Origin of the sequence: Corallibacter sp. (genome assembly GCF_048381695.1) — a bacterium.
GTDB classification, from domain to species: Bacteria; Bacteroidota; Bacteroidia; order Flavobacteriales; family Flavobacteriaceae; genus Corallibacter; species Corallibacter vietnamensis.
Window position 1 is genome coordinate 408,717 of record NZ_JBLXHI010000002.1, and the last position, 12,270, is coordinate 420,986.

Consider the following 12,270-nt stretch of genomic DNA (forward strand, 5'->3'; position numbering starts at 1 on the left):
CTAAACATTGGTTATAAATTCAATAAATACGCTTGTAAATCTTCTTTGGAATTTAAAGGAAGTTTTTTTCTGAGTCTGTACCTTGCTATTCTAACACTATCTGAAGTAATACGGAGTACTTCTGCTATTTCTTTTGAAGACAAGTTTAACCTTAATAACATGCACAGGCGCATTTCTGATGCAGATAACTTACTTGTAGCTACTTGTTTCAAGCTTTCAAAAAAGTTAGGATGAATTTGACCAAAATAACCCATTAGTTCTGTCCACTCATTATTATGACTTAAGTCTGCTTCTATCTCTTCAACCAGTTGTTGTATTTTACTTTTTATTAGTTCACTATTTCTTCCTTTTATTTTGGTAAGAGTTTTAGAAACATCTGAAAGCATTTTATTTTTATGAGCTATATGTAAACTATAGTTGGTTAATGAGGATATTTTAATGTCTATTTCTCGTTTTAGAGCTGTTTCTTCCGTTATTTTTTTATCTAAATCTGCTTGCAATAATTGCTGTTTATACTCTAGAATTGCTTTCTCATGTTTTCGCCTTTTCTTTAAATACAAAAACCCTATTATAAACGTTAAAATTATAGCTCCCGTAATGGTTATTATTATATATTTCTGAACCTTGTTTATTTGGTTTTGTTTGTTTAAAATTTCTAATGCCGCTTCTTTTTCTTTAACATCATAACGAACTTGCATAGCGCTCACAAGTTCTGCATTATGAAGTTTAAGCTCTTGCTCATTAACGGTGCTTTGCTGATTAAGGTAATTGTAAGCTTGCTCAAAATCTTCTTTACCTGCGTATATTCTAGCTAAATCTTTTAAAGCACTTTCTATTTGAGAAAAATTGTTAGTCGCTCTTGCTAGATCTAAAGCTTGGCTTGTATAAGTCAATGCCTTATTATAGTAACCTTGTTTACGGTTGACATCGCCTAGGTTATTAATAATATTTATTCTAATATGAGAATCGCTGTTTTTAGAAAAAACAAAAGCTTTTTTAAAATACTGGTACGCCAAGTCATATTGTTCTAAATCCTCATAAATACTACCTATATTTTCATTACTTACGGCTAAACCAGTACTATCTTGAAGTTTTTTAAAAATATTAAGACTCTTATTCTGATATGCTAAAGCTCGTTTATAATCGCCTTTTTTTTCTTCAATAGTACCAAATAAAGCATTAGCGTTAGCTTTACCTTTTAGGTCATTTATTTTTTCTGAAATAGATAAGCTTTCATGTAAATGATTAATAGCTTCATTATAGTTTTTTAAATCAACGTTTATGGCTGCTATTGCATTTTTCACGTACACCAATGACGTATCCTTGTCGTTATTTAACGATAAATACAATTGGTAATTTTTTACAGCTTCACTTTTTAGCTTTAACTGATTATAAAAATCTCCTAACTGGATATAGGCTTGTGATTCTTTTTTATCATTGTTTGCTAATTTTGCTGCCTGTAAATTATATTTTAATTGAAGAAGTTCTTTATTTACAACACTTGAAGTATCAATTAGCGTTTGGGCTTCTAATTGTAAATTACAAAATATTAAAATACAGCAACACCGAAAGGCTTTATACAAATGTTGCAATGGTATAGTTATTAAAAATTATAAAGTGTAAATAAAATTCATATAATTTATAACTATGTAACCTTAATGTTATATTAAACAAAAAACCCTTTCTGAAAACAGAAAGGGTTTTTTAATTTAGTAAAGAAACCTGTTTCTTAAGCCTCAAAAGGCTCTACAGAAACATAAGATTTATTATCTTTTTTCTTTGTAAATTTTACGATACCGTCAACTTTAGCGTGTAACGTATGATCTTTTCCAGCATACACATTTTCACCTGGATTATGTGCAGTACCTCTTTGTCTTACGATGATATTTCCTGCTACAGCAGCTTGACCACCAAAAATCTTAACACCTAATCGTTTCGATTCTGATTCTCTACCGTTTTTAGAACTACCTACTCCTTTTTTATGAGCCATTGTCTTAAGGTTTTATATTGTTAATAATAACGGATTATTTTTCGATTCCGCCGTCTAATCTGTCTTGTAATTCTTTTAACTCATCCCACTTACCATCAGCAGCTAATGCAGCTTGTTTTGGCCAAGTATCTGTTACAATATGAGCTAATCTTGAGCTTGCTTCTGATAATACAGCGCTTAACTCTTCAGGTTTTGCTTTTGCAACTTTAGCAAATGTTTCATATCCTGCATTTACTAATGCTTCAGCAGCTTTTGGTCCTGCACCTTCAATTTTCTTTAAATCATCTGCTTTTGCAGTTGATTTTTTAGAAGCAGCTTTTGGCGCTTCTTTTTTAGCTGGAGCAGCTTTCTTTTCAGCTTTTGCAGCTGGCTTTGCTCCTGATGCTACGATGTTTTCAATTACAATTTCAGTTAAAGATTGTCTGTGTCCATTTTTAACACGGTAACCTTTACGTCTCTTTTTCTTGAAAACGATAACTTTATCACCTTTAAGGTGCTTTAAAACTTTTGCTCCTACTTGAGCTCCATTTATAGCTGGGGCGCCTACAGTTACTTTGTCTCCGTCTCCTAAAAGAAGTACATTATCAAAAGATACTGCTTCTCCTTCTTCTACAGATAAACGATTTACAAAGACTTTTTGGTCTTTTTCAACTTTGAATTGTTGCCCTGCTATCTCTACAATTGCGTACATAGCGTAACGTTTATATTAATTAATTTGTTCAAAAAATGAGTGCAAATATACTGCTAATTAATTAAACTACAAACGTTTTATTTATTTTGGGTTAAGATTTTTACTGTTTTTAAACAATTGCATAAATGCTAATGCTAAAATTGCAGAAGAAGACAACCCTTCTATAAGAATAATAAAGATGAGTATTCCACCTCCTTGATTGTAATCTTGAAACCAGTCTTTCAACAAGTTATTCTTAAAGTCAACATCTAAATGAAATAAATAAATAGCCATAAACAGCGTGAACAAAAATGTGGCAAAAAAACCTGTCAATAGGCCTGCTTTAAAACCATTTGTATAATTAAATGCGGTTCCTGAAGTTAACTTATAATATTTAATTGCGGCATATACACCATAAGCTACAATTAATCCATTAAACAATCTAAACCAAGGGTTGTTGTGTAAATCACATAGTTTTAAAATTAAAAAATAAGCAATTAACGTTACTGCGGTAAAAACCCCATACTTTACCGCGACAGAAATAGTAGATTTCATAATTAAATATAATTTTGAGCGGTTACTTATCTTTAAATTTCGGAAAAATTTATGGTTTATAATAATTAAAGCTTAAAAATTTAATAATCTTATGAATAAACTTATATCTGTTTTCTTTATTTTTGAGCATCTGTAACTTTTCCCTAAAGTTTTAGACATACAAGAAACTTTATAAATTCAAAAAACAACCTAAAATGAAAAAAAGTATATTCTCATTTGCTTCTTTGTTGTTAGTTGGCGCTTTAGCAACTGCACAAGAAGTCAAGTATGAAGAGTACGATTTAGATAACGGTATGCACGTTATTTTACATCAAGACAACTCTGCTCCTGTAGTTACAACCTCTGTTATGTATCATGTTGGCGCTAAAGATGAAAACCCAGAACGCACAGGTTTTGCTCATTTTTTTGAACATCTTTTATTTGAAGGAACAGAAAACATTGAACGTGGTGAGTGGTTTACCATAGTATCATCAAACGGTGGTAGCAATAATGCTAATACTACAGATGACAGAACATATTATTACGAAGTATTTCCATCTAACAGTGTAGAACTTGGTTTATGGATGGAGTCTGAACGTTTAATGCACCCTATTATCAATCAAATAGGTGTAGATACTCAAAACGAAGTTGTAAAAGAAGAAAAGCGTTTACGTGTAGACAACCAACCATATGGTAGATTCTTTGAAAACGTAAAGAAGAATATGTTTAAAAAACATCCTTACAGATGGACAACTATTGGTGAGATGGAACATTTAGATGCTGCGACTCTTGAAGAGTTTCAAGCATTTAATAAAAAATTCTATGTGCCTAACAATGCTGTTTTAGTGGTTGCTGGTGATATTGATGTTCCTTCTGTAAAAAAAATGATTCAAGATTACTTTGGTCCAATTCCTAGAGGAGAAGAAATTACAAGAAACTTCCCTAAAGAAGACCCAATTACTGAAACTATTAGAGCTAAAGCTTACGACCCAAACATTCAAATTCCAGCTGTAGTAGCTGCATACAGAACACCATCTATGAAAGATAGAGATGCCTATGTTCTAGATATGTTATCAACATACTTAAGTAGCGGAAAATCGTCTGTATTATACAAAAAACTTGTTGACGAGAAGAAAATGGCACTTCAAGTAGGCGCATTTAACAATAGCCAAGAAGATTACGGAACTTATATATTATTTGGTCTTCCTTTAGGAGATGTAAAACTTGATGATTTAGTAAAAGAAATTGACGAGGAAATTGTAAAAGTTCAAAATGAATTAATTTCTGAAAGAGATTACCAAAAACTTCAAAACATTTTTGAAAACCAATTTGTAAACTCTAACTCAAGTATATCTGGCATTGCAAACTCTCTTGCTCGTTACTACATGCTTTTTGGTAACACAGAGCTTATAAACAACGAAATTGATATTTATAGATCTATTACAAGAGAAGACATTCAAGCAGTAGCTAAAAAGTACTTGAATCCTAATCAGCGTTTAGTTTTAGAATATTTACCTAAAAAAGACGACCAATAAAACATTAAAAATAATACAATGAAAAAAAACATATATACAGTAATCGCATTGTTTTTACTATCTGTTGGTGTATCTGCACAAATAGATCGTTCTAAACAACCTGAACCAGGACCTGCACCAAAAATAACTTTGGAAACTCCTGGTGAATTTGAACTAAAAAACGGACTAAAAGTTCTTGTTGTAGAAAACCACAAATTACCTCGTGTTTCTTATACTTTAACTATTGATAACAACCCTGTTAAAGAAGGAAAAATTGCTGGTGTTTCTGGATTATTAGGAAGCATGCTAGGAAACGGAACAACATCAATTTCTAAAGATGAGTTTAATGAAGAAATAGACTTTTTAGGTGCTAGAATGAGCTTTAACTACAGAGGTGGTTACGCAAGTTCATTATCTAAATATTCTGAAAGAATTTTACAATTAATGGCTGATGCTGCAATCAACCCATTACTTACTGAGGAAGAATTTCAAAAAGAAAAAGAAAAAGCTCTAGAAGGAATCAAGTCTAACGAGAAAAGTGTTGACGCAGTAGCTGGACGAGTAGGAAGTGCTTTAGCATACGGAACGCATCACCCATATGGAGAGTACATTAGCGAAGAAACCCTAAACAACATTACGCTTAACAATGTAAATGCTTTCTATCAAGAGAATTTCAACCCAACAAACGCATATTTAGTTGTTGTTGGTGATGTAGATTTTAAAACTGTTGAAAAGCAAGTGAAAAAATATTTCGGTAAATGGGAAAAATCATTAGACGTGACAGCTCCTGTACCTGCTGCTAAAAACAATGTAGCTAAAACCGAAATAGATTTTATTGACATGCCAAATGCAGTACAATCTAACATTTCTGTAACTAGCAATGTAGATTTAAAAATGAATGATCCTGATTATCATTCAGTTTTAATTGCAAATAAAATTTTAGGTGGTGGATTCAACAGTTACCTAAATATGAACCTTCGTGAAGAACATGGTTACACTTATGGTGCACGTTCTGGATTAAGTGCAGATAAATATGTTACAAGATTTAGAGCTGGTGCTTCTGTAAGAAATATGGTAACAGACAGTGCTGTTGTACAGACACTAAAAGAGATAAACAGAATAAAAACAGAACCTGTATCTGCTGAAGCATTAGCTAATGCTAAAGCTAAATATGTTGGAGATTTTGTTTTAGCACTTGAAAACCCACAAACTATTGCCCGTTATGCTTTAAACATAAAGGTTAACGATTTACCAAAAGACTTTTACACAACCTACCTTCAAAAAATTAATGCTGTAACAGCTGCTGATGTAAACCGTGTAGCAAATAAGTATTTTAAATCTGAAAACGCACGTGTTGTTGTAGTAGGAAAAGGAAGTGAAGTTCTTGAAAACCTTGAAAAAACAGGAATTCCTATCAAATATTTTGACAGCTATGCAAACCCAGCAGAAAAGCCTAACTACGAAATAGAGATGCCTGCTGACGTTGATGTTAACAAAGTATTAAACGCATACATTGAAGCTATTGGTGGAAAAGCTAAACTTGATAATGTAAATTCTGTTTTAATTTTAGCCGAAGCTGAATTACAGCCAGGTATGATGATGAATTTAGAAATGAAAAAAACATCTAAAAATCAATCTGCTCAAGAAATTTCAGCAATGGGACAATCTATAATGAAACGTGTAGTAGATGGTAAAACAGGATATACCGTAGCTCAAGGTCAAAAAACAGACATGAGCGAAGAAGAAGTAAAAGAAGCAATTGTTGAGTCTTCTCCTTTCCCTGAAGTTAATTACTTAAATGGTGGTGTAACTTTAGAAAAAATAGAAAACCTTGATGGAGAAAAAGCTTATAAGGTTAAAGTAGACGATGAAACTAGTATTTATTACAGTGTAGAGTCTGGTTTAAAAATAAAAGAAGTTAAAACCTCTGAAATGGGACAAAGTGAAACATTCTTCACTGACTATAAAGAAGTAGCAGGCGTTAAGTTTCCTTTCAAAATTTCACAAACTATGGGACCTCGTAAATTTGATTTCATTGTAAAAGAAGTTAAAGTAAACGAAGGTGTTAGTGATTCTGATTTTGACTAATTAAGCGTCTAACAACTTAAAAAAGCCTGAAGCATTGCTTCAGGCTTTTTTCTTTTTTTGAGATAAATAAACTCCAATTAATATGACAACTGCTGCAAAACCTTGAAGCAAACTAAAGCCTTCACCATCTATAACACCCCAAGCCAAAGCCACAATTGGCATAACATATGTTACTGAAGAAGCAAAAACAGGTGTAGATATTTGCACTAATTTGTTAAAAAACACTTTAGCTAAAGCTGTTCCAAAAAAGGCTAAAATAGTAACATAAACTAATGACATTTTAAAATCAGTGTGACTCCACGTTGCATCAGAGAAAAAATCAGCAAAAAATAAAACTATAACAGCCGGTAAAATAATAACAGAGTAGTTTCCTGCTGCAATTCCTAATGGCTTTACATCTTGTAAATATCGTTTTATAATATTCACATTTAGTGCATACATTACAGTAGATACAATAACAAAACCTGCGTATAAATAATTTTGATTTGGATTAAGCTCTGCGCCTTTTAGTATTAAAATTGCAGTTCCTATAAATCCAATAATAACACCTAATATTTGACGTCTAGATGAAGCTATCTTAAAAACAGCAAAACCAAACAAAATAGTATTAAGTGGCACTAGCGAATTTAAAATAGACGCAATAGCACTATCTATTTCGGTTTCAGCAATAGCAAAGAAAAATGCAGGAAGAAAAGAACCTAACAAACCAGATAAAGCTATCCATTTCCATTGATGTTTTGCTATTGTTTTCAAACTTTTAAAACCTGCTACCAATAAGAAAAAACCTGTAATTACTGTTCTTAAAGCTCCTAATTGATATGGTGTTAACCCTAATAAAGACTTCTTAATTAAAATAAAAGAAGTTCCCCAAATTAAAGAAAGCGTAAAGAGGTATAACCACTTTACTTGAATATGCTTCATATGCTATTTTTTAAATCACAAAATTCTCACTTATTAACGTAATAAACACTATTTATCATTAAATTTGTAATAAATTTAATTTGTACTATAAATGAAACTATTCAAAAATATTATCGCAGTTGCTTGCTTTACACTTACAATTGTAAGCTGTAAAAACAACGCAACACCAGAAGTAAAAACTGTTGCATTAGAAACTACTACTGAAAAAGCAGAATTAGATCCTAATGCCACTTATGCTAAAGCTGAATTTACCATAGATGGAATGACTTGCGCAATGGGTTGTGCTAAAACCATTGAAAAGAAAATGGCTAAAATGGAAGGTGTAAAATTTGCTAAAGTAGACTTTGATAAAAAATTAGCTATGGTAGAGTATGATAATGCTAAAGTAACTACTACATCGCTTGAAGAAGTAGTAAAAAAGACAGGCGATACCTACTCTGTAAAAGACATGAAAACTGTTGATGAGTTTTCTGAAAAAAACTAACAAAAAAGCCTCTCAAATTTGAGAGGCTTTTTTTTATTATTGTTTCCATTGCACGGTTTCCATGATATGCTGAATATCCTTTTGTAAATAATATGCAGCCGGAAGAATAGAATCATAATTTGGTTTTGCATAAAAATACAATGATCCTGTTAAAAAGTGATTAACACTATCTGTCACATAAAATTGTGATTGAGAAGCAGCATTACCACCTACCTCATAAAACATGCCGTAAACCTTGTGCTTTTTATTTTCGTAAATCTGTTCTATAATTTCATCAGCTTTAAGCGTGTGCTCTTGTGTAAAGCTTTGAGCATCTCTTAAAAGTGTTTTTAAATGCTCAACACTATCCTCAATAGGTTTATAAGTTAAATATATTGTTCCTTTTAATGAGGGATATTCTAAATTGATACCATAACCTTCAGTTCCTCTCACTGGTTTTAGCACTACATTTTCAGCCAATTTATTTTTTTCAAAAGTAAATGGCACATTCAAATTTGTTTCTTGATACTCTGCTTCAGGATAATCTAACCTTAAGTAAGCATCTGGTTTAGGAACAGGATTATTACCACATGAAAGGCATAGACTAAAAAGTAATATAAAAGCAAAAATATTAAGGTATTTCATAAATTATGGGAGCGTTATTTTTACACGTTTTATTCGTTTTTTATCTAAAGCTTCTATAGTAAAAACGTAATTTTCAAAATTTATTTTACTTCCTGGTTTAGGAAAACTCTTTGATGTTTCTAAAACAAATCCTGCTATGGTTTCAGCTTCACCCTTATTATCTTCAAAAGGTGTATCATCCTCAAGCTTTACTATTTTATAAAAATCTTTTAAAGGTGTTTTCCCTTCAAACACATAGTTTTTATCATCTAACTTAGAGTAAATCAAATCTTCATCATCAAACTCATCACTAATATCGCCTACTATTTCTTCAATAATATCTTCTAATGAAATAAGTCCTGAAGTTCCTCCATATTCATCTACAACTACAGCCAAATGCACTTTCTTTTCTTGAAATTCAGCCATTAAATCGTCTAGCTTTTTGTTTTCAGGCACAAAAAATGGTTCTCGTAACAAAGTTGTCCAGTCAAACTGCTTTCTATCTATAAATGGTAATAAATCTTTTACATAAAGAATTCCTTTTATAGAATCTACATTATCTTCAAAAACAGGAATTCTAGAATAACCATTGGTTATTATTTCAGGAATAATTTCAGAGTATTTTTGATTTATGTTTAATGCAAAAATATCTATACGTGGTCTCATTACTTGCTTCGTATCTGTATTTCCAAAAGAGACAATTCCTTGAAGAATTTTTTGTTCTTCCATGGTTGTGTCTTCTTCGCTTGTAAGCTCTAAAGCTTGAGATAACTGATCTACGCTTATGTTTGATTTTTGTTTACCTAATTTACTATGTATTGCTATAGTAACGCTTCTCATAGGTAAGCTTAATGGAGAAAAAACAATATCTAAAATTCGTAATGGGTAGGCCATAAAAACAGCAAATTTTAGTCTATTTCTACTAGCGTAAATTTTTGGTAATATTTCTCCAAAAAGTAATATAAGGAATGTTATAACAACAACCTCAAGAAAAAATTGTAGTATTTCAGAGTCTATACTTTTAAATAAAAAGTCACTTAAGTAAGCAAATAAAATAACGATACCAATATTAATAAAGTTATTGGCTACTAAAATAGTTGCTAGTAGTTTTTTAGGACGCTCTAAAAGCTTTGTTATTATGTTTAGGGCGTTTGTGTTTTCATCTATATTATCATCTATATCTGTTCGCGTTAAAGAGAACATTGCAACTTCGGCTCCAGAAATTAAAGCAGAGCATAACAGAAGTATTAACAATAATACATAACCAAAAACAATTGAGAAATCAATCGTTAATAAAGCAAAATAAAAACTCGGGGGTTCAGGATCCAATTACGTATATTTTAGTTAAACAATTAGAATGGTAAATCATCATCACCATCTTCAATATTGTGATCTTTAGGTTTTGTTTGGTTATTAGCTTGTGGTTGCTGTGAGGATGCTTGATTTAAGCTTTCATTTTTTGTTGTTAAAAATGTAAAGTCTGTACATTGTATTTCGGTTGAATAACGATCATTACCGCTATCATCTTGCCATTTTCTGGTTTTAATACGGCCTTCAACATATATCCTATCTCCTTTACTTAAGTACTTTTCACATATTTCAGCACCTTTATTTCTTACTACAATATTATGCCATTCGGTATTAGTAACACGCTCGTTTGTTTGCTTATTTGTATAAGTTTCGTTAGTGGCCAATGGAAAACGACCAACACAGCCACCACCTTCAAAATAGTGCATTTTCACTTCATCTCCTAAATGCCCAATTAGCATAACTTTATTCAATGTTCCTGACATAATTTACAGTTTTATTAAAGCAAAATTACAGTTTTAACTTGTTCTTTTTTTTAAAATTAATAAAAAAATATGAGCAGTGTTACCTAATACTTTAAAAATTGAATGCTTCAATAAAGTTACCTATTAAAACAGGAACAGCGTAATCGTTTATTTTTGATATTGGTACTGGTGTTACAGCTTGTGGTAATTCTGAAACATTAAGTATCCAAAATTTAGCATACAAGTGTTGATGTGATAGTTTATGAATTATCTCATCCTGATTAAAAAGCGTAAGCTTATAAGAGCTGTTTTTTGTTAACTTGTAATCTTTAAGCGTTTCTTTTATAGATTTTTCAGTCAAGCTCTTATTACTTTCTAGAAGTGGAAATTGATATAAGTTCTCCCAAATTCCCTTTCCTTTTCGTTTCTCTAATACTGTAGTTTCAGAATCAGAAATAAAAACTAAAAAATTAAAAAACTTCTTCTGTGGTTTTTTGGCTTTAATCTTAACTGGTAATTCCTGTACATTATTATTTCTATATGCTACACAATCTTGAGTTAAAGGACATTTATCACAATCAGGATTTGCTGGTTTACATTGCACAGCACCAAACTCCATAATAGCTTGATTATAATCGCCTGGGTTGTTTTCATCTATAATATCTTGAGCTAAAGCTTTAAAAAGTTTTATTCCTTTAGAACTATTTATAGGTGTATCAATACCATAAAATCTTGATAAAACTCTATATACATTACCATCAACAACTGCGGCAGGCTCGTTAAAGCAAATTGAAGCAATAGCACTAGCCGTGTAATCTCCAACGCCTTTTAATTTTAGTAAAGTTTTATAAGTATCAGGAAATTCTTGGTTTAAGTCATTTACTATATATTTTGCAGATGCATGTAAATTTCTAGCTCGCGAGTAGTATCCTAAACCTTGCCAAAGTTTTAAAACTTCACTTTCTGGTGCATTTGCTAACGATAAAACGTTGGGATATTTTGATATAAAAGCTTCATAATATGGAAGTCCTTGCTTAATTTGGGTTTGCTGCAAAATTATTTCTGACAACCAAATATGATATGGATTTTTCGTTTTTCTCCACGGCAAAACTCGCTTATTAATTGAATACCAGTCTGTTAAAATTTTAGTAATGTTCATTTAAAAAATATACAACATGCAAAAATAAAGGTTTATAATATTAAATTTTAGTGAATTAGGTTTGAAATATTGAATTTTAAATTCCTATATTTGCATCCCTTTAATAAATTAATAGTAACACAATAATAATATTTAAAATGACGAAGGCTGATTTAGTAGCAAAAATTTCTGAAAAATTAGGAATTGAAAAAGGTGACGTTCAAGCAACTGTAGAAACATTTATGGAAGAAGTAAAAACTTCTTTAGAAAGCGGAGACAATGTTTACCTAAGAGGATTTGGTAGTTTTATTATTAAAACAAGAGCAGAAAAAACAGGTAGAAATATTTCTAAAAATACAACTATCAAAATACCTGCACACAACATCCCTGCATTTAAACCTGCAAAAATTTTCGTTGAAGGTGTAAAAACCAATGTAGACGTTAAATAGCATATTTAACCAGTATTAACTTAAAAAACCGAGAAACTTATGCCAAGTGGTAAAAAACGTAAAAGACACAAGGTTGCAACGCATAAGCGTAAAAAAAGAAGACGTGC

The 12,270-nt window shown here is 31.1% G+C and carries 13 protein-coding genes; 4 read left to right on the forward strand and 9 right to left on the reverse strand.

From position 1 onward, the window contains the following. Nucleotides 1-11 precede the first annotated feature (11 nt). The 4 genes from ACN5J3_RS05655 to ACN5J3_RS05670 form a co-directional block, all read right to left on the reverse strand. On the reverse strand, nt 12-1,592 hold the full coding sequence (locus tag ACN5J3_RS05655; protein ID WP_418511070.1) for a tetratricopeptide repeat protein: 1,581 nt from the start codon (nt 1,590-1,592) through the stop codon (nt 12-14). Between the two features lie 137 nt (nt 1,593-1,729). Then, nucleotides 1,730-1,990, reverse strand: coding sequence for a 50S ribosomal protein L27 (gene rpmA / locus ACN5J3_RS05660; protein ID WP_344726483.1), 261 nt, complete (start codon nt 1,988-1,990; stop codon nt 1,730-1,732). A 34-nt stretch (nt 1,991-2,024) separates the two neighbouring features. Continuing rightward, nucleotides 2,025-2,681: a 50S ribosomal protein L21 gene (gene rplU / locus ACN5J3_RS05665; protein WP_417290597.1), complete on the reverse strand. Its 657-nt coding sequence runs from the start codon at nt 2,679-2,681 to the stop codon at nt 2,025-2,027. 81 nt (nt 2,682-2,762) lie between these two features. Then, on the reverse strand, nt 2,763-3,215 hold the full coding sequence (locus ACN5J3_RS05670; protein WP_417290596.1) for a DUF4199 family protein: 453 nt from the start codon (nt 3,213-3,215) through the stop codon (nt 2,763-2,765). Between the two features lie 194 nt (nt 3,216-3,409). Between ACN5J3_RS05670 and ACN5J3_RS05675 the strand changes: the two genes are divergently transcribed. Next, entirely contained in the window at nt 3,410-4,729 is a 1,320-nt protein-coding gene (locus ACN5J3_RS05675) for a M16 family metallopeptidase (protein ID WP_417290595.1), read from the forward strand. 18 nt (nt 4,730-4,747) lie between these two features. Beyond that, nucleotides 4,748-6,796 carry a M16 family metallopeptidase gene (locus ACN5J3_RS05680; protein ID WP_418511071.1) on the forward strand — a complete coding sequence of 683 codons (2,049 nt, stop codon included), beginning with the start codon at nt 4,748-4,750 and terminating at the stop codon, nt 6,794-6,796. A 39-nt stretch (nt 6,797-6,835) separates the two neighbouring features. Here the strand turns inward: ACN5J3_RS05680 and ACN5J3_RS05685 are convergent, their stop codons facing one another. Further along, the gene (locus tag ACN5J3_RS05685; RefSeq protein ID WP_418511072.1) at nt 6,836-7,717 is read right to left on the reverse strand and encodes a DMT family transporter; all 882 of its coding nucleotides are present in this window, start codon (nt 7,715-7,717) and stop codon (nt 6,836-6,838) included. 91 nt (nt 7,718-7,808) lie between these two features. Between ACN5J3_RS05685 and ACN5J3_RS05690 the strand changes: the two genes are divergently transcribed. Next, nucleotides 7,809-8,201, forward strand: a complete 393-nt coding sequence (locus ACN5J3_RS05690; RefSeq protein ID WP_418511074.1) for a heavy-metal-associated domain-containing protein — start codon at nt 7,809-7,811, stop codon at nt 8,199-8,201. A 36-nt stretch (nt 8,202-8,237) separates the two neighbouring features. Here the strand turns inward: ACN5J3_RS05690 and gldD are convergent, their stop codons facing one another. From gldD to mutY, 4 genes are all read right to left on the reverse strand, one after another. Then, nucleotides 8,238-8,825 carry a gliding motility lipoprotein GldD gene (gene gldD, locus ACN5J3_RS05695; RefSeq protein WP_417290591.1) on the reverse strand — a complete coding sequence of 196 codons (588 nt, stop codon included), beginning with the start codon at nt 8,823-8,825 and terminating at the stop codon, nt 8,238-8,240. Nucleotides 8,826-8,828: 3 nt separating this feature from the next. Further along, a complete protein-coding gene (locus tag ACN5J3_RS05700) occupies nt 8,829-10,133 on the reverse strand; it encodes a gliding motility-associated protein GldE (protein ID WP_418511075.1) in 1,305 nt (434 codons plus the stop codon). 23 nt (nt 10,134-10,156) lie between these two features. After that, nucleotides 10,157-10,597 (reverse strand): single-stranded DNA-binding protein, encoded by a 441-nt coding sequence (locus ACN5J3_RS05705; protein ID WP_417290589.1) that lies wholly within the window; start codon nt 10,595-10,597, stop codon nt 10,157-10,159. A 91-nt stretch (nt 10,598-10,688) separates the two neighbouring features. After that, nucleotides 10,689-11,735, reverse strand: a complete 1,047-nt coding sequence (gene mutY / locus ACN5J3_RS05710; protein WP_418511077.1) for an A/G-specific adenine glycosylase — start codon at nt 11,733-11,735, stop codon at nt 10,689-10,691. Nucleotides 11,736-11,872: 137 nt separating this feature from the next. On the opposite strand from mutY, the gene ACN5J3_RS05715 reads away from it, so the two are divergent. Then, entirely contained in the window at nt 11,873-12,163 is a 291-nt protein-coding gene (locus ACN5J3_RS05715; protein ID WP_344726504.1) for an HU family DNA-binding protein, read from the forward strand. The last annotated feature ends 107 nt before the right edge of the window (nt 12,164-12,270 follow it).

What these genes read in the sequence shown, in the direction of transcription:
- rpmA (WP_344726483.1), bottom strand. Translation starts at nt 1,990, where the DNA reads ATGGCTCATAAAAAAGGAGTAGGTAGTTCTAAAAACGGTAGAGAATCA.
- rplU (WP_417290597.1), bottom strand. Translation starts at nt 2,681, where the DNA reads ATGTACGCAATTGTAGAGATAGCAGGGCAACAATTCAAAGTTGAAAAA.
- ACN5J3_RS05670 (WP_417290596.1), bottom strand. Translation starts at nt 3,215, where the DNA reads ATGAAATCTACTATTTCTGTCGCGGTAAAGTATGGGGTTTTTACCGCA.
- ACN5J3_RS05675 (WP_417290595.1), top strand. Translation starts at nt 3,410, where the DNA reads ATGAAAAAAAGTATATTCTCATTTGCTTCTTTGTTGTTAGTTGGCGCT.
- ACN5J3_RS05680 (WP_418511071.1), top strand. Translation starts at nt 4,748, where the DNA reads ATGAAAAAAAACATATATACAGTAATCGCATTGTTTTTACTATCTGTT.
- ACN5J3_RS05685 (WP_418511072.1), bottom strand. Translation starts at nt 7,717, where the DNA reads ATGAAGCATATTCAAGTAAAGTGGTTATACCTCTTTACGCTTTCTTTA.
- ACN5J3_RS05690 (WP_418511074.1), top strand. Translation starts at nt 7,809, where the DNA reads ATGAAACTATTCAAAAATATTATCGCAGTTGCTTGCTTTACACTTACA.
- gldD (WP_417290591.1), bottom strand. Translation starts at nt 8,825, where the DNA reads ATGAAATACCTTAATATTTTTGCTTTTATATTACTTTTTAGTCTATGC.
- ACN5J3_RS05705 (WP_417290589.1), bottom strand. Translation starts at nt 10,597, where the DNA reads ATGTCAGGAACATTGAATAAAGTTATGCTAATTGGGCATTTAGGAGAT.
- mutY (WP_418511077.1), bottom strand. Translation starts at nt 11,735, where the DNA reads ATGAACATTACTAAAATTTTAACAGACTGGTATTCAATTAATAAGCGA.
- ACN5J3_RS05715 (WP_344726504.1), top strand. Translation starts at nt 11,873, where the DNA reads ATGACGAAGGCTGATTTAGTAGCAAAAATTTCTGAAAAATTAGGAATT.